This window comes from Streptomyces hygroscopicus (assembly GCF_026168105.1).
Taxonomy (GTDB): domain Bacteria; phylum Actinomycetota; class Actinomycetes; order Streptomycetales; family Streptomycetaceae; genus Streptomyces; species Streptomyces hygroscopicus_D.
Genome location: NZ_LBMW01000009.1, coordinates 1 through 16,539, shown reverse-complemented (window position 1 = coordinate 16,539; position 16,539 = coordinate 1). Strand labels below are relative to the sequence as shown.

The window sequence follows — 16,539 nt, the reverse complement described above, 5'->3', positions numbered from 1 at the left end:
GGCTCGCCGAGGAGCCGCAGTCCGGCTAGCCGGACTGCCCGCTCCCCGGCCCGCCGGGCACCGACGGCGTGCTCGACGGCGGCCCCGCCTCAGGGGTTCCGCCCGGCTCGGACGTCCGCAGCGCCGAGGGCGAGGGTCCGCCGTCCTCGATGTCGATCACGTCGCCCACCCGCAACTGCCGGTAGAGCCACACGGCTTGCGCGGGCTCCAGGCCTATCCAGCCGTTCGTCGCGTCATGGTTCCCGGCCGCCTTGGCGTCGTAGATCAGGCCGCCGAGAAAGGTGGTCCTGCCGTCGTCCGCGCGGAGTTCGATCACCCAGGGGATCTTGACGCTGTAGGAGCCCGCGACGCCTGCGTCCCGGCCGGGCACCGCCTTGGTGTCCAGCCGGGCGGTGACCGTCATACGCCCGGTGGGCGTGGGGGACAGCACCGTGCCCGCGCTGACGGGCAGTTGCCGACCGCCGATGAGGAGCACCCGCCGGGTGAGATCCACCGTGGCGGAGGCCGCCGCCACGGTGCTGGGCACTGTGGTCGGGGTCGCGGCGGGAGAGGGGCGTTCGCCCTGGTCCGGGCCGGTGAGGTTCACCAGCAGTGCGACAGCCAGGGTCGTCACCGCGGAGACGCCGGCCACCGCGGCGGCCGTACGGCGGCGGCGTCGGCGCGCACCCGCCCGGCGGCGGACATCCGCGCCGGAGACGGAAGACGGACGCTGCCCGGACTCGGCCAGTTCACGCAGTCGGGTGGTGAGGTCATCGGACACGGTCGTCCTCCCTCTCCCCCTCGCCGGTGGCCAGTTCCCGCGCCAGCGCCGCCCGGCCCCGGGACAGCCGGGCCTTGACCGTCCCCACGGGAGCACCGGTTTCGGAGGCTACCTGCTCGACACTCAAGTCGCACAGATGGTGCAGAACCAGGGCCATCCGCTGTGCCTCGGGCAGTTTGCGCAGCGCGGCCACGAGCGTGGCCCGCTCGGGGTCCGGACCGGGTGTGTGCTCCGGTGGCGGAGTACGACGCATCAGCTCCAGCCGGCGTCGCGCCCGCCGCCAGCGGCTCACCGCGAGCCGCATCGCCACGGTCCGTATCCATGCCTCGGGCGCCCCGTCGGCGAGGAACTCCCGCCGCCGGTCCCAGGCGCGTACGAACGCCTCCTGGACGACGTCCTGGGCCTCACCGTGGTCCCCGGTGAACGCGTACAACTGCCCGGTCAGCCGGGGGAACGCGGCGGCGTAGAACGCGTCGAACTCTTCTTCGGTCATGCCCCCACCACGCTCTCGGTCACGCCCCCGCCGCCCGCTCGCTCATGGCCCCGCCACGACTTGGTCCGAATTCCCGCGACTCCCGTGCAACCCGGCCGTCTCCCCCGTGCGTACAGGTCCCGTACGCCGCACATCGAAACACACCACAGGGAAGACAGGATGACCAGCAGAGCCAGGAGCCGGCACGGCGGGCTCGCCCGGGCTGCCGCCGCCATGTGCCCACTGACGGGCGCTCACGGGCTGCGCCCGCACGGCCCGGACCGATGCGACCACCGAGTTCAGCGTCACCGCGCGGCCCACTCCGAGGGCCCCGGCGAGTGCCAAGTCCACGCCCGCGCCGCTGAAACGGCTGAGCGTCGCCCATCTCGACATCGACGACGAGGAGAGCGACGGGCGTCGGCATGCCGATGTCCGTCATCTTCAGCCACCCCGTGCCGGTGCGCCAAAGGGCGGACGTCGAGCGGCAGTTGACGGGCCGACCGGCGGCGGGGAGCGCGGCCGCGTGGGGAATTCGCCATCCACGACGCCAAGGGCCGTGTCCACGCCCGGCTGAGGTGACCCGTGGGCGGGGTAACCGCACGCTCCCCCGGTCCACGCGCCTCCCGCCCCTCACCCCCACACATACCCGACCCGGAGGAACCAAGCCCGTGCCGCAGTACGAGACGTCTACAGCCTCCGCGGTGAGCACCGACTTCGCCGCGTACTCCGCCGCGGCCTGGTCCCCTCTGGTACGCACCGCGCACCTGCTCACCGGAGACTTCCACGAGGCGGAGGACCTCGTGCGGACCACGCTGGCCGAGGTGTACTCCCGCTGGCGGCGCGTCCCGCGTGATGACGTCGACTTCCACGTGCGGCGCTCGCTCGTCAGGAACAACCTCGGCCGGATCCGCAGGAGACGCGTCGCCCGTACGCCGGCCCTGTTGCCGATCCCGTTGCTGCCCGAGCCGATGCGCCGACGGGACGCCCGGCACACCGAGCCGGTCGAGCGCCGGACCGCGGCCGCCGAGGCGCTAGCCACGCTCCCCGCCCGGCAGCGGACCGTACTGGTGCTGCGCTACTGGGACGACCTCACCGAGGCCGAGATCGCCGAGCTGCTCGGCTGCTCGCCCGGCAAGGTCAGGACCCATGTCCGGCGCGGCCTTGCGGCCCTGCGCGCCCATCCCGCCTACGACGTCTGCGACCGCCCCCACCCCGTCTCCGGAGCACACCCATGAAACGCTCGAGGACCGAAGCCCAGCCGCGCGTGACGAACGCCGAGGCCGCGCGTCTGCGCGAGGCACTGGCCGAGGCCGCTTACGGGATCACTCCGTCGCGGCCGCCGCTCGCGGGCATCGAGCGTCTCGGCCGCCGGACCCGGCGCAGGCGGCGGTCGGCCCTGCTGGGCGCGGGGTGCGCACTGCTGCTGGTGCCGCTGGCCGCCATGGCGGCTCGGAGCACCGGGTCCGAGGCCGACCGCGTCAACTCGCCGGTCGCGGCGCCGTCCGTGACCGCCGGGAAGGTGCGGGTGGTCACGCCCGGCGAACGGGTCCCGGTCGCGCCCGGACGGAGGATCTGGCTGACCGCGGACGGCATGCACTGGACGGAACCCCAGGGCCCGGCCCGGTTCAGGGGTGTCACCGACGGCGGCCTCGCCCGGGACCGGCCAGGTGTCGGGCTCCAGGCGACCGGCCGGGGCGGCGCCCGGTTCCTGTTCGGCATCTACCACGGCAAGGGCGAGGCGGCGCGCGTGAGGACCGAGACCGTCGGCGGTGACGTCGAGGGCATGGCCCTCACCCTCGCGGGAGGACCCGGCTGGGGCGTCTGGTACGCCTCGGTGAAGCTGCCCGACGCCGCCTCGAAGACGTCGACGTCCCCGCCGCCCTCCGGAGGCACACGCAGAGTCACGGTGTACGACGCGGCGGGCGCGGTGATCGCGAGCACGGACTTCGGCCGATGAGCGCGTCGAGGGCGCTGGGCGCGCAACGACGCCCGGGAGCGCGCATACGGTCCGCGGCCTCGCGCCGCCGTCGGGACGCCCGCACCCCTCGTCGCCGCCGTGCCCGGGGCCGTGGGCTGCGGCGTGCGGCGGCCGCCTTGGGCGCGCTGGCGCTCCTCGCCGTGGGAGCGCTCGTCGTGGCGTACGAGATGACCGGCATCCCCGAGCCGCACCCGGAGACTGCGATGCAGTCCACGGTCTTCGTCGACGGGCACGGCGCCTATCTGGGACGGCGCGGTCCGGTGGACCGTCAGGAGGTGCCGCTGTCCCGGGTGCCGCGCCCCGTTCAGGACGCGGTGATCGCCGCGGAGAACCGCTCCTTCCGTACGGATTCCGGGATCTCGCCCCGGGCCGTCCTGCGCGCGGCGGTGTCCACGCTGAGCGGCGGCGAGCGGCAGGGCGGCTCGACGATCACCCAGCAGTATGTGAAGAACGCGCTCCTCAGCCCCGAGCAGTCGCTGTCCCGGAAGTTCCGGGAGGCACTGATCGCGGTCAAGCTGGACCGCACCCGCTCCAAGGACTCCATCCTGCAGGGCTACCTCAACACCGTGTACTTCGGCCGGGGCGCGGCGGGCATCGAGGCCGCCGCGCGGAACTACTTCGGCGTGGACGTCCAGGACCTGACGGTCGGCCAGGGCGCGGCGCTGGCGGCCGTCATCAACATCCCCTCGTACTACGAGCGCGCCGGCTCCGACCCCGAGGTGACGCGGAAGCTGATGGACCGCTGGGAGTGGATCCTGGACGCGATGGCGGACAGCGGTGCCCTCACGGCGGCGGAGCGTGCCCAGGCCCGGTTCCCCGCGTTCCGCTTCTATCCGCCGGGCGACATGGACGGGCAGCGCCAGTATCTGATCGACGCGGCGGCGAAGGAGTCCGCCGACCGGCTGGGCATCACCGTGGACCAGCTGGCCCGCGGTGGCTACACCGTGCACACGACGTTCGACCTGGCCGGGCAGGACGCGGTGAGCCAGCGGGTGGCGGAGGGAGTACCGGGCCTGTCCGAGGGGACGACGCTGCACGCGGCGGTGATCGGCCTGGTGCCCGGCGACGGGGCGGTCCGGGTGCTGTACGGCGGCGCGGACTACGCCCACCAGCCGTTCAACGACGCGCTGTCGGGCGCCGTGGAGGCGGGCACGGCGCTCGACCCCTTCATGCGTCTCAAGCCGGTCGGCCCTCTGGCCCCGCTCCGGCGGACGGCAGCCCCGAACCCGCTGCAGCTGGCCTCGGCGTACGCGGCGATGGCGGCCCAGGGCAGGTACGCGACCCCGTACACGGTGGCGACGATCACCCGCGCCGGACGCACCGTCTACTCGGCCCACCCGGACACCAGCCAGGTCATTCCGGCCCTCGCGGCCCCGGTGGTGGCCACGTACGCGGCGGTTCCGCGTGCGGCCGGCGAGGCGGAGCCGGTGCCCTACGGCTTCTCAGGCGGCGCGGGCACGGGTCCCGGCACCCGCACCCTGTGGATGACGACCGCCACCCCCGCCTTGAGCATGACGGCGGCCCTGTTCGCCGAACACCCCGCCCAGGGGAGGCAGCCGGCGACACCGGCCCATCTGCCCGCGTCCGCGGGGGCCCTGGCGAAGGTCCTCGTGCACCGTCCCGTCAGGGGCGGGGCCGGGTGATCCGCGGGCACCTCGAACGGTCCCCCACCGCTGGCCACTCGGATCCCCCGCGCCGAAGCTGGCCCCATGGACGCCCCGCCCCCCGACGGTCTGCCGCCCTTCGAGGACCGGACCGACTTCGAGAACGCCGACCGCGGGTTCGTCGCCGCCCTCGTGCCGGGGGTGGTGACGGCCGCGGACGGGCGGGTGGTGTGGGACGGAGACGCCTACGGGTTCCTCGACGGGGACTGTCCCGGCACCGCGCACCCGAGTCTGTGGCGGCAGTCCCAACTGTGCGCGCGGCAGGGGCTGTACGAGGTGACCGAGGGCGTCTACCAGGTGCGCGGGCTCGATCTGGCCAACATGACCCTCGTCGAGGGGCACGACGGCGTCATCGTCGTCGATCCGCTCATCTCAACGGAGTGCGCGGCGGCCGCCCTGGCCCTGTACCGGAAGCACCGCGGCGAACGGCCCGTGACCGGGCTCGTCTACACCCACTCCCACGTCGACCACTTCGGCGGCGCCCGCGGGGTGCTGTCCCGCGAGGACGAGGCGGGGGTGCCGGTCCTCGCGCCCGTCCGGTTCCTGGAACACGCGGTGAGCGAGAACGTGTTCGCCGGGCCCGCGATCGCCCGCCGCGCCGTGTTCATGCACGGCACCCGGCTGCCGAAGGCGGCCGACGGGCAGATCGGCACCGGGCTCGGCACCACCCTGTCCACCGGCACGGTCACCCTCGTCCCGCCGACCGTCGACATCACGCACAGCGGGCAGACGGAGACCGTCGACGGCGTCCGGATCCTGTTCCAGCTGACGCCGGACACCGAGGCCCCGGCCGAGATGAACTTCCTCTTCACCGATCAGCGTGCGCTGTGTCTCGCCGAGAACGTCACGCACACCCTGCACAACATCCTGACCCTGCGCGGCGCCCCGGTCCGTGACGCCCGCGTCTGGTCCCGCTACCTCGACGAGGCTGTCGACTTCTTCGGCGACGCCTACGACGTGGCCTTCGCCTCGCACCACTGGCCGACCTGGGGGCACGAGAACGTCGTCCGGCTGCTCGGGGAACAGCGGGACCTGTACGCGTATCTCCACGACCAGACGCTGCGGCTGATGAACCGGGGCCTGACGGGCCCGGAGATCGCGGAGGAACTGCGGCTGCCGCCCGCGCTGCAGGCCGCCTGGCACGCACGGGGCTACTACGGGTCCCTGAGCCACAACGTCAAGGCGGTATACCAGCGCTACCTGGGGTGGTACGACGGCAACCCCGCCCACCTCTGGGAGCATCCGCCGGTCGCGCTCGCCCGGCGGTACGTGGAGGTGGCGGGCGGGCCGCGGGCGATGCACGCGGCGGCCCGGCGGTACGCCGACGCCGGGGACCTGCGGTTCGCCGCGACCCTCCTCAACCACCTCGTCTTCGCCGACCCGGACGACGAAGGGGCGAGGGAGACCCTGGCAGGCCTGTACGAACGGCTCGGGTACGGCGCCGAGAACGGGCCCTGGCGCAACATCTATCTGACCGGCGCACAGGAACTGCGCACGGGAACGGGCGGCGGCGCCATGGCCACGGACACGGCCGAGACGACGTCGGCGCTCACCGTCGGCATGCTGCTCGACTCCCTCGCGGTGCGCATCGACGGTCCGCGCGCGGCGAAGGAGCCACGGCTGGTCATCGACCTGGTCGTGATCGACGAGCAGCGCCGGCACCGGATCAATCTGGAGCACGGCGCGCTCACGCACCGCAGTCTGCCGTTGCACCGCGCACCGAGGCCGCGCGCGGGCCTGACGCTCACCCTGACCCGCCCCGAACTCCTGGGGCTGCTGGCGGGCAGGGGCCTCGCGGGCATCGAGACGGAGGGCGACCGGGGGCTGCTGAAGCGGCTGTTCTCCTACGTGACGGCCCCGGACCGGGGGTTCGCGATCGTCACACCCTGACGCGTCGCGCGGGGGATCAGAACCATCTCGCCGGGGATCCGCAGCGTCTTGCCGGGGATACGTCTCGCGAGGGATCCGTCTCGCGGGGGATCCGTCTCGCGGGGGATCCGAAGGCTCCTCGACCTGCGCTCCTCGACCTGCCCGACCGTCCTCGCTCCGCACGCTGACGACGGCCGCTGTGCGCCCGCCCGGATCCGCCCGGTAGCGGGCGGTCAGAGCGGCGGCTGTGCCGGTGCGGGGCCGAGGGTGGTCGTGCCGGGGGCGGTGCGATGGCCGAGGCCCGTGCGGTACGCGTCCAGAGCCGCCTCCACCCGGCCCGTACGGCGCAGCAGATCGCCGAGCAGCCGGCACAGGTCCGCCAGGTCTCCTGCCGCCCCCGCCCGCTCCAGGAGACTGAGCGCCCGGACGTAGTGCTCCTCGGCGGCCTCCATGTCGCGGGCGTCCTCGGCGATGATGCCGAGGAGGCGGTGCGCGGCGGCGGAGTGCACGGCACCGCGCTCGGGGCCGATGTCGCCGAGCACGCCGTGCAGCAGCTCCGCGGCCTCCTGGGACCTGCCGCCGCGGTGCAGCACGTCCGCCAGCTCCACCGCGACCTGGCTGCTGTAGAGGGCGGCCCGCTGCTCGGAGAGCATGGCGAGGGCTTCGCGCAACTCCGCCTCGGCGCGCCCCAGTTCACCGTTCTGGGCATGAAGATAGCCGCGCATCCAGTGGCAATTGGCCAGCTCGGTGCGGATCTGCAGCTGCCGGTACAGCTCGGCGGCCTTGGCGAGGGAGGCGTCCGCCTCGGCGAGCCGGCCCTCGGCGAGGAGGGTGCGCGCCACCGACCGGTGCATGCGCGCCACGAGCGCCGGATCGCCCACCTGGGGTGCCAGCGCCAGCGCGAACTCGGCCGCCTGTGCCGCTCGCGCGTGCGCACCCATGTCCATGTACGGGCCGATGGCGCTCGCGTAGAGCAGCAGCAGGGCGTCCGGGTCGTGCAGTCCGGAGCGGTTGAGCTCGTCGAGGGTGGACTCCAGCAGGTAGCAGGCGTAGCGGAGTTCACCGGCGAGGTAGTGGGAGACGGCGCGCCCGCGCAGCGCCGGGACCCGCCTGGGCAGCGGTGCGTCGCCCAGGCACTTCTCGGCCCGTTCGAAGTACTGCCGGCCGGCCGCCAGGTCGCCCAGCTCCAGGGCGCACTCGCCGAGCCCGAGGAGCGCCGCGGCCCGCTCGGCGCCGAGACCGTGCGCCTCGGCCTCGGTCAGCAGGGCACCGTACTGCTCGGCCGCGACCTCGGCCTCGCCGGTGGCGAGCGTGCGCTGGGCGTCGGTCAGCCTGAGCCGCAGACCGGTGGCGAGGTGCGCCGGACGCCCGGTGGCCAGCTCGTCGAACCCCACGTCGAGACGCTCGGCGAGATGCCTGAGCGCCTCGTCGGAGGGGCGGACCCGGCCGGCCTCCAGGGTGGAGATGTAGGCGGCGGTGTAGGAGGGCTCCGCCAACTGTCGCTGGGTCAGGCCGCGTTCGCGTCGCAGGCGCTGCACTCTGCGTCCGATGGTCTCCGGGTCGTCCCGATCCGCCATGCGATCAATCATGCCAGTAAGTGCACTTACGGAGGACGCATTACTGACTTCCTGTCAATTCGTTCGGGGCTACCGCTTGGGCAATCCAGCCCCATGACTCCCTTCCCGTGAGGCGGCCCACACCCTAAGTTGGGAGCACGTTAAATGCGCTTGATCCGTGGCTGTAATTGCGAGGTCGGTTGCCGTGCTCGGACACCTTTCCGTGCGCCAGGGACGCGTATCCGCGCGGTACGCCAGGGGCTTCGCCGCGGCCGTCGTAGCCGTGGCCGCCCTGATCGCGGCGGCCGACACGGGCCCCGCCCGGGCGGCGGGGCCGGTTCCGCACACCGAGCACGTCCGGCAGGTCCGGCACGTCCAGCACCCCACCGCCTGAACCCTTTCCGCAGGCGGGCGGCGGCGCCCGGCACCGGCATACGCTTGCCCTGTGACCTCCCCCGCCGCACGCACCGCGCTGGACCTCACCGCAGACCTCCCGGTCACCGGCCTGGAGGGCTTCTACCGGGATCTGCACCGTCATCCCGAACTGTCCCTGCGCGAGCACCGTACGGCCGGGAAACTCACCGAGGTCCTGCGCACGGCGGGGTTCGAGACCGCCGAGGGCGTCGGCGGCACCGGGGTCGTCGGCGTGCTGCGCAACGGCGAGGGGCCCACCGTCCTGCTGCGCGCCGACATGGACGCGCTGCCGGTCGCCGAGGAGACGGGACTGCCGTACGCCTCGGAGGTGCCCGGGACGATGCACGCCTGCGGGCACGATCTGCACGTCACCTGGCTGGCGGGCGCGGCTCGGGCGCTGGCCGCCGGACGCGACACCTGGTCGGGCACGCTGGTGGTCGTGGGGCAGCCCGCCGAGGAGACCGGCCAGGGCGCGCGGGCGATGGTGGCGGACGGGCTGTACGAGCGCTTTCCGCGCCCCGACGTGCTGCTCGCCCAGCACGCGGCCCCGGGCCCGGCCGGGCTCTACGCGCACTCCCCGGGACTGATCCTGTCCGCCTCGACGGACATGGACGTCGTCGTGCACGGCCGGGGCGGCCACGGCTCGCGCCCGGAGTCGACCGTGGACCCCGTGGTGACGGCCGCATACCTCGTCACCCGTCTGCAGACCGTGGTCAGCCGGGAGACAGCCGCGCGCGACTCCGCGGTGCTCACCGTGGGCCGGATCGAGGCGGGCACCCGGCACAACATCATCCCGTCCCGGGCGCACATCGCCCTGAACCTGCGCACGCAGTCGGCCGAGGTCCGCGACCGGATGACCGCCGCCGTCCGGCGCATCGCGGCGGGAGAGTGCCTGGCCGCGGGCTGCCCGCGCGAGCCCGAGGTGACCGTGGGCGCCGACTTCCCGGCCACGGTCAACGACGCGGGCACGGACCGCCGGGTGGCCGCCGTGCACGGCGAGGTGTTCGGCGCGGCCACGGTCTTCGACCCCGGCCCCGCGATGGGCAGCGAGGACTTCCCGCATCTGGCGCCGGACGGGGTCCCGTACGCGTACTGGTTCGTGACCACCACGCCGGCCGATGTGTGGGAGGTGGCGCCGGGCGCGGAGCTGATGGAGAAGTTCGCGGCGGTCCCGAGCAACCACAGCCCCCACTTCGCGCCCGACCTGTCCACGCTCCTGCCCGGCGTAACGACCCTGGTCTCGGGGGCACTTGCGCATGTGTCACTGACATGAGCCGGTCTTCGCACACTCGCCGCCCTCGGCACACCCGGCGCACTCGGCGCACTCGTCGACGCACGGGAGCTGGAAGTACTTCGTCTTCACCGGCTGGGGCACGCGCGGCCGTGCGCCGTCACGGCTGGCTCTGAAGCTGCTGAAGACGGCGCAGGTGCTCCTGGACGTGGATCAGGGCACCTTCGCGCCGTCCCGGCACCCGTGCGCGCAAGTCGGCGAGCGCAGGGCCCAGTTCACGAGCCCGGACCGGATCGCCCATCCGGCCCCACTGGTGGTGCGCTCGGTCGACGGCCGCCTCCACCGCCGGGTCCTTGGGACTCTGACCGGCCGACAGACGGGCGTTGGCGACCGACAGCCAGGTCTCACAGCTGCGGTCGGCATCACCCGCGAGCATCGCGAGGTCGGCGCGGACCTCCATCCAGTGCAGCGACTCCTCGGAGCCCGGGCCGTGCTCCCGCAGCGCGGACCGCTCCCACCGTGCCGCGAGATCGGCCGCCTCCGCGTGCCGCCCGTCCTGGACGGCGGCCGTGAGCGCGGCGTGCGGATCCGGAGGGGCCGGGGTATCCAAGGGAGCCGGGGTATCCAGGAAAGCCGAGGTATCCAGAGGAGCCGAGGTAGCCGGAGGAGCCGAGGTAGCCGGAGGAGCCGAGGTAGCCGGAGGAGCGGGGGTATCCAGGGGAGCGGGGGAATCCCAGGCAGTCGGGGCTCCGGCCTGGGACGGTACGGGGGCCGGGGCCGTCTGCCGTGTCCGGGCCGACCCCGGCGCGTGCGAGGGCCGGGGGGTGTACGGGATGTCCAGGGCCTGGGGGATGTACGGGGTCTGGGGGTCGTGCGCGGTCCTGGGGTTCTCCAGGTTCCGTGGGGTGTGCGGGGTCCCAGATGTGTGCGGGGTGTGCGAGGTGTGCGGGGTCTGCCAGCTCCGCGCCGGTACCGGGTGGTTGAGGGCAGGAGACAGGACGATGTCCCCCTGCGCGCCGGTGTCCGCGTACACCCGGGTCAGCGTCTGCTGGTGGAGGGTCGCCGGGTCCGGGCGGTGGCCGCTGCGCAGGATCGTCGCCAGCGTCTTCATGTACGCCGGAACCGCCAGTGCGCGGCGTGGCGGCGGCGGGGCGAGGCGGCCGTAGAGCGGGACCGACGGGCCGCAGTCCAGGGGGCTGGCGACAAGGTGCTGCCAGGTCTCCGGGTCCGCATGCAGATCCGCGAACACCGTCGTCGCACCCGGCGGCCGCAGCCGCAGTTCCTCGCGGATCCAGTGCCAGGGGAACCCCGTGTAGCGGACCGTGGCCGCCGTGGTGCGGGCCAGCGCCAGATGCGGCAGGCGCTGGCGGCGGTCGAGCTGGAGCTGCCCGGTGAGGAACACCGTCAGCGGACCGGGCGCGGTCGCGGCGGCCCGCAGCCGGGTGAGGACGGCCTGCGGCTCCAGCGGGTCGACGAGTTCGACGACATTCGCCGTGTCCGTGCCCGACAGCACCGGCGGGGCGACGGCCGCGAGCACCGGGAGCACGGACGACGCGTCCACCAGACACCCCTTGCCCGCGGGCGAGGCCGCGAGCAGCAGCACGGTTCCGGGCATCGTTCCCTCCCCGATCGATCACTTACGTCAGCACGGTAACCGCTGCGCCTGCAAAGGGGCGACGGAGGCAGAGCAAACGCCCGCCTATGGCACGGGTTGTGCGGCAGAGGGGTGAGACGGCAGGGGGGTCAGGTGGCGGCCGCCGGGAGCGTCACCTCGAAGCGGCAGCCGCCGGCGACGTTGCGGACCGCGGCCCGGCCGTGGTGGGCCTGCACGATGCCGCGGACGATGGCGAGTCCGAGACCCGCCCCGGGCGGGGTCCGCGTGTCCGAACCGCGCCAGCCCGCCTCGAAGACGCGCGGCAGGTCCTCCTCCGGGATCCCGCCGCAGCCGTCGGTGACCGAGAGGACGACCCCGGCCGGGCAGCGCTCGGCGGCCACCGCGACCGTGCCGTGCGCGGGCGTCCGCCGGATCGCGTTGACCAGCAGGTTGCCCAGCACGCAGCTCATCTCCCGGCCGTCGGCCTCGACCGGCACGGGGTCGACCCGCCCGCCGACCAGCCGTACGCCCAGCTCGCGGGCGAGTGGTTCCGCTCCCGCGATCGCCTCGTCGACGAGGTCGTAGGCCGAGATGCGGGAGAGGGACAGGGCGAGGGTGCCCGCGTGGATACGGGAGAGTTCGAACAGGTCGCGCACCATGGCGTCGAGGCGTTCGACCTCGGTGCGGATCTGGCGAAGGTAGCGTTCGGGTTCGGCGGACACGCCGTCCTCCAGCGCCTCTGTCATCGCGCGCAGGCCGGCGAGCGGGGTGCGCAGATCGTGCGAGATCCGGGCGACGAGTTCGCGCCGCGATGCTTCCAGATCGCGCTCGCGGTCCCGGGACTCGGCCAGGCGGGCACTGGTGGCTGCCAACTGCCTGCTGAGCGCGGCGAGTTCAGCGGTGGCGGGGCCGGGGGGCGCGGTGAAGTCGGCGCCGTCGCCGAGGGTGCGGGCCGCGTCCGTGAGCGCCCGGCTGCGGGACACGACCCAGCGGCCGAGCATCAGGGCGGTGGCGAGGGACACGACGGCGGCCATCGCGGCGACCGTGGTGACGACGGTCAGGTCGTGCGGTGACAGGAACATCGCCCAGGCCACGGCGAGCGTCCCCGCGAGCATCGCGGTCACGGCGACGACCGCCACGACCACGAGCGAGGCGACCAGCGACCGCCGCCGCAACAGCACCAGCGCGACCGCCCCGGCGAGCCCGGCCGCGACGGCGCCGAGGAAGGCCAGGAGGGCGATGAGCAGGGTGGCGTGCACGGCCGGTCAGCCCGTCCGGTCGTCGTGGTGTTCGTGATGGCGTTCGCGGTGAGGTTCGTGATGGCGTTCGCGGCGGGGTTCGATGTCGGGGGAGGGCTCGTCCGTCGGCGGGCCGAAGCGGTAGCCGGTCTTCCACACCGTCTCGATCGGACGGGGAGTCGCCGGAGCGTCCGCCCCGCCCCTGCCCACGGTCCCGTACGCCTGCCGCATGCCTCCAGCCTCGCACCGTGCGGTCGGACGCGGGGACCGGGCGTTCGCTGCAGGCCGCCGGGCGCCCGCCCCCGTCGTACCGCGAAGATCGTCGTGTCGACCTCGAGACGCCCCCCGCGGTGGCGCAGCGTGCCATCGCGGACTGGGCGCACCGGACGGCCCGGCTCGGCGGCGCGCGGATCCTCGGCGACCGCGCGGGCCACCCGATCCCGCAGCGGGAAGAACTTCCCGGGGGCGTTCCGTGCCTCGACCATCCCGTCCGTGACCAGCAGCAGCGTCTCGCCGGGCGCGAGCGGCACGTGCAGCGTGGCCGACGGCCCCTCGGGCCAGTTCGCCGAGGCCCAGCGGGGGGGCGTCGCCGGGCGGCAGGGACCGGCCCTCCTCCGGCCGTTGATGCGGCGGTCGCCTGTCAGGCACCCGCGTCGCCGTCCGTCCGGTCAGTACGCGACCGACATGCGCGCGCGTGTATGGGCGCCCTGCTCCAGTTCGTCGACGAATGCGACCGCGTAGTCCTCGGCGCTGATCCGGCTGTTGCCGTCCGCGTCGGTGAGCAGCCGGTCACCGTCCACGCGGAAGCTGCCCGTGCGTTCGCCGGGGGCGATCTCGGCGGCGGGGGAGACGTACGTCCAGTCCAGGTCGTCGACCGTGCGGTAGTACTCCAGGACCGCGCTGTGGGCGAGCGCCTCGGGCAGGACCGCCTCGGGGAACCCGGGCTGGTCGCTCAGCGCCTGCCCGGGCGCCACCTCCAGACTGCCCGCGCCTCCGACCACGACGAGCCGCCGTACCCCGGCCTCGCGCGTGCCGCGGACCAGAGCGCGGTTGAGGGCGAGGAACGGCTCCTTCGGGTCCGAACCGTTTCGTGGCGGTGCGCACGCGCTGGCCACCACGTCGGCACCCGCCGCCAGCGCGGCGACCTTGGCCGGGTCCGTGGCGTCCGCCGCCGCGGCCGTCACCCCGGGCACCGGCGACCGACCGGAGCGGCTCACGGTCGTGACCCGGTGTCCGCGCTGCGTGGCCTCCGCGACGATCCGGCTGCCCACCATCCCCGTCGCCCCGAACAGCACGATCCTCATGAAGCCCAGCGAAACACGCGCGCGGGGCCCTTGCATCCCGACCTGCCCGTCCATCCGACCTGCCCGTCCATCCGAATTGCCTGTGCATCCGAATTGCCCGTGCATCCGAATTGCCCGCGCATCCCGACTTGCCGGGCGCCGCGGCCAGGTGTGACCTGGAGGGCAGGAGCGAAGAGGAAGGAGTGCTCCCATGGCTCGTGCGGCACCCACGTCCGGAACACCACGCGCGTCCATCACCGCATCCCCCGGGACCAGGACGGTCCACCGCCCGCCGGACGTCTTCGACGAGCGTACGCACGCCGTCGCGAGGGTGGCGGTGCCCGTCGCCATCGGACTCGTCTACGGCTACTGGGCCGCGGCCTTGCGGCGCGACGCCGGTCCCATCACCGGCTGGAACCTGCTGTTCGGTTTCGTGTCCGCGATCGTGTTCGCGGCGCTGTGCATCGGTCTGCTCATCGTGGCGCCGCTCCTGCGGCGCGAATTGCACGCTGTGCTGTGGGCGGCGTTCGCGGGTATCGCGCTCGGCTTCCTGTACAGCCAGACCGGTGAGAGCGTGCTGCGCTCGGCCGCCATCGCGCTCGCGGTCGCCGCGGCCGTTTTCCTGGCCGACTTCTACCGCTACTACACGCACGAGGACTCGGAGGGACACCGCATCGGCTGACCTTCGATCAGCTCGCCTCCCGGGCGCGGGAACCCACGGTCGCCGCGCCCGGCTCCCCGCCAACCCGCGTCCCGGGCCCCGGCTTCCCGTCCTCCGCTCGTCGACCCGCCTCCCCAGCTTCCCGAGTCCCGTCCGTCTCCCGGCTTCCACGGATTCGTTCGCCCTGCGCACCCTGCGCACTTCCCCGTTACGGCTTCCCCGCCCTCCCCAGCTCCCCGGCGCACGAGACCCCGGCATGTCGGCCCATGCCGGTGCCGGGGCCTCATGCGTCTCCCTCACTCACCCGCCACCCGGGATTGCTCCCGGGGCCGGTCGAGGAGCCTGAGCCGCTTTCCTCTTCCACACCAGATAACACCCGTTCGGGTGAACCCTCCACCGGAGAGCGCCGCGCCCGCCCGCCACCACTCACCCTTCGGGTGGTCATATCAACCCATTTGCAGGCGATCCGCTCGCCGACCTTGCGCGGACACGTTTCGCTGGTGGCGTGTCCCGACAGCTCCAGAGCATGCTCTCCGCCGTGCTGGTCGGCCTCGCATGCCTGCTCACACCGCTCGGCGTCCTCACCGCGTGGGCGAAGTACGGCATCGAGGACGGCGCCCGCTACGCCGCCACCACCGCCCCACTCGCCTCCGACGCCGAGGTCCGCGACGCCGTCGCCAGCGCCGTCACCGACGGCATCATGCGCACGGTGCACGTCGGGGCACCCCTCCAGGGTTCCGTACACACGTTCGTACATGACGCGGTCCGCTCGTTCACCGGTACCGAGGCCTTCCGCACTGCCTGGGACACCGCGAACCTCTCCGCCCACGACGCGGTGATGCGGGCCCTGCACGACGGCGGCGACCGCCCCGTCACCATCGACCTCGCCCCCGCCACCGAGCGCATGAAGCGGCAACTCACCGACGAGCACGTGCCGTTCGCGACCCATATCCCGGTCGCGCACAGAAAGATCACCCTGCTGCAGTCGGAGGACCTGACGAAGCTCCGGAAGGGGTTCCACGTGCTCGAAGTCACCGGTTTCTGGCTTCCCGTCGCCTCGGCCTGCTTCGCCCTGACCGGCATCCTGCTGTCCGTGTGCCGCCGCCGGGCCGTGCTGGCGACCGGACTCGGCACGGCACTGGGCGCGGCGCTGCTCGCCATCGCGATCGCGGTGGGCCGCCGGATAACGCTGGAGGACCTCCCGGCGGGCGTCTCCCACCCCGCCGCGGGCGCGGTCTACGACGCGCTCACCGAGACACTGCGCATGGTCTCCTGGGTGCTGCTGGGGGTCGGGCTCGCGGTCGCCCTGGGCGCCTGGCTCACGGGCCTGTACGTGCGACGGCGGCGAGCGTCCGCAGAGCCCCCGCCAGTTCCGGCGGAGGAGCCGACGCAAGTCCGAGCCTGACGCAGTCCGCGGCGGCGCCATCCGCCCCACGGCCGCCGACCGCGAAGGCGGGTCCCGGGGTCACCGCGATCCCCCGCCGGGCCACGGCCGCCGTGAACACATCCGCGCGCCAGGGCCGGGGCAGCCTCCACCACGCGAAGTACGCCCGCGGGTCGGCCCGTACGGCGAAACCGGCGAGGTGCTCCGCGACCAGCCGCTGGCGCGCCCGGGCGTCCTCCCGTTTCGCCTCGACCAGCCGTGCCACGGTCCCGTCCCCGATCCACCGCACGGCCGCCTCCAGCGCGAACCGCCCCGCCGTCCACCCGCCCGACCGCAGTGCCCCTGCCACCTCGTCGCCACGCCCCTCCGGCACCACCAGGAAGCCGACGGTGAGCCCGGGGGCGACCCGCTTGGACAGCCCGTCGACGACGTACG

At 73.7% G+C, this 16,539-nt stretch carries 16 protein-coding genes and 1 pseudogene; 8 read left to right on the top strand and 9 right to left on the bottom strand.

The window, feature by feature from the left end; all coding sequences use genetic code 11:
* Positions 1 to 25: 25 nt before the first annotated feature.
* Both AAW14_RS11750 and AAW14_RS11745 read right to left on the bottom strand, forming a co-directional pair.
* Complete coding sequence (locus AAW14_RS11750) at positions 26 to 760, bottom strand: L,D-transpeptidase (RefSeq protein WP_265562872.1); 735 nt, start codon at positions 758 to 760, stop codon at positions 26 to 28.
* Complete coding sequence (locus tag AAW14_RS11745; RefSeq protein ID WP_265562870.1) at positions 750 to 1,253, bottom strand: SigE family RNA polymerase sigma factor; 504 nt, start codon at positions 1,251 to 1,253, stop codon at positions 750 to 752. The genes AAW14_RS11750 and AAW14_RS11745 overlap by 11 nt, the downstream gene beginning before the upstream one ends.
* 647 nt (positions 1,254 to 1,900) lie before the next feature.
* Between AAW14_RS11745 and AAW14_RS11740 the strand changes: the two genes are divergently transcribed.
* The 4 genes from AAW14_RS11740 to AAW14_RS11725 all read left to right on the top strand — a co-directional run bounded on the left by AAW14_RS11740 (position 1,901) and on the right by AAW14_RS11725 (position 6,764).
* The gene (locus tag AAW14_RS11740) at positions 1,901 to 2,467 is read left to right on the top strand and encodes a SigE family RNA polymerase sigma factor (RefSeq protein WP_265562868.1); all 567 of its coding nucleotides are present in this window, start codon (positions 1,901 to 1,903) and stop codon (positions 2,465 to 2,467) included.
* Positions 2,464 to 3,189: a hypothetical protein gene (locus AAW14_RS11735; RefSeq protein ID WP_265562866.1), complete on the top strand. Its 726-nt coding sequence runs from the start codon at positions 2,464 to 2,466 to the stop codon at positions 3,187 to 3,189. Before AAW14_RS11740 ends, AAW14_RS11735 begins: the two co-directional genes overlap by 4 nt.
* Positions 3,186 to 4,853, top strand: a complete 1,668-nt coding sequence (locus tag AAW14_RS11730) for a transglycosylase domain-containing protein (RefSeq protein WP_265562864.1) — start codon at positions 3,186 to 3,188, stop codon at positions 4,851 to 4,853. The genes AAW14_RS11735 and AAW14_RS11730 overlap by 4 nt, the downstream gene beginning before the upstream one ends.
* Positions 4,854 to 4,919: 66 nt before the next feature.
* On the top strand, positions 4,920 to 6,764 hold the full coding sequence (locus AAW14_RS11725) for an alkyl/aryl-sulfatase (RefSeq protein WP_265562862.1): 1,845 nt from the start codon (positions 4,920 to 4,922) through the stop codon (positions 6,762 to 6,764).
* 212 nt (positions 6,765 to 6,976) lie between these two features.
* On the opposite strand, the gene AAW14_RS11720 is transcribed toward AAW14_RS11725, so the two are convergent.
* The gene (locus AAW14_RS11720) at positions 6,977 to 8,320 is read right to left on the bottom strand and encodes a helix-turn-helix domain-containing protein (RefSeq protein ID WP_265562860.1); all 1,344 of its coding nucleotides are present in this window, start codon (positions 8,318 to 8,320) and stop codon (positions 6,977 to 6,979) included.
* A 184-nt stretch (positions 8,321 to 8,504) separates the two neighbouring features.
* Here AAW14_RS11720 and AAW14_RS11715 point away from each other — a divergent pair, with 184 nt between their 5' ends.
* A complete protein-coding gene (locus AAW14_RS11715; RefSeq protein ID WP_265562858.1) occupies positions 8,505 to 8,693 on the top strand; it encodes a hypothetical protein in 189 nt (62 codons plus the stop codon).
* Positions 8,694 to 8,744: 51 nt separating this feature from the next.
* Complete coding sequence (locus AAW14_RS11710; protein WP_265562856.1) at positions 8,745 to 9,986, top strand: amidohydrolase; 1,242 nt, start codon at positions 8,745 to 8,747, stop codon at positions 9,984 to 9,986.
* Between the two features lie 118 nt (positions 9,987 to 10,104).
* Here AAW14_RS11710 and AAW14_RS11705 read toward each other — a convergent pair whose 3' ends face one another.
* From AAW14_RS11705 to AAW14_RS11685, 5 genes and pseudogenes are all read right to left on the bottom strand, one after another.
* On the bottom strand, positions 10,105 to 11,559 hold the full coding sequence (locus AAW14_RS11705; protein WP_265562854.1) for a hypothetical protein: 1,455 nt from the start codon (positions 11,557 to 11,559) through the stop codon (positions 10,105 to 10,107).
* A gap of 128 nt (positions 11,560 to 11,687) precedes the next feature.
* Positions 11,688 to 12,797: a sensor histidine kinase gene (locus AAW14_RS11700; protein ID WP_265562852.1), complete on the bottom strand. Its 1,110-nt coding sequence runs from the start codon at positions 12,795 to 12,797 to the stop codon at positions 11,688 to 11,690.
* A 6-nt stretch (positions 12,798 to 12,803) separates the two neighbouring features.
* Positions 12,804 to 13,007, bottom strand: coding sequence for a hypothetical protein (locus tag AAW14_RS11695; protein ID WP_265563200.1), 204 nt, complete (start codon positions 13,005 to 13,007; stop codon positions 12,804 to 12,806).
* Between the two features lie 131 nt (positions 13,008 to 13,138).
* A pseudogene (locus tag AAW14_RS39730) lies at positions 13,139 to 13,261 on the bottom strand (serine/threonine-protein phosphatase); the annotation flags it as partial.
* Between the two features lie 183 nt (positions 13,262 to 13,444).
* Entirely contained in the window at positions 13,445 to 14,080 is a 636-nt protein-coding gene (locus AAW14_RS11685; RefSeq protein ID WP_265562850.1) for an NAD(P)-dependent oxidoreductase, read from the bottom strand.
* 190 nt (positions 14,081 to 14,270) lie between these two features.
* Between AAW14_RS11685 and AAW14_RS11680 the strand changes: the two genes are divergently transcribed.
* Together AAW14_RS11680 and AAW14_RS11675 are read left to right on the top strand one after the other, a co-directional pair.
* Positions 14,271 to 14,741 carry a hypothetical protein gene (locus AAW14_RS11680; protein ID WP_265562848.1) on the top strand — a complete coding sequence of 157 codons (471 nt, stop codon included), beginning with the start codon at positions 14,271 to 14,273 and terminating at the stop codon, positions 14,739 to 14,741.
* A gap of 484 nt (positions 14,742 to 15,225) precedes the next feature.
* Positions 15,226 to 16,125 carry a hypothetical protein gene (locus AAW14_RS11675; protein ID WP_265562846.1) on the top strand — a complete coding sequence of 300 codons (900 nt, stop codon included), beginning with the start codon at positions 15,226 to 15,228 and terminating at the stop codon, positions 16,123 to 16,125.
* On the opposite strand, the gene AAW14_RS11670 is transcribed toward AAW14_RS11675, so the two are convergent.
* The coding region (locus AAW14_RS11670) for an aminotransferase class I/II-fold pyridoxal phosphate-dependent enzyme (protein WP_265562845.1) at positions 16,040 to 16,539 on the bottom strand (500 nt) is incomplete at its 5' end. The two genes, AAW14_RS11675 and AAW14_RS11670, sit on opposite strands and share 86 nt — an antisense overlap.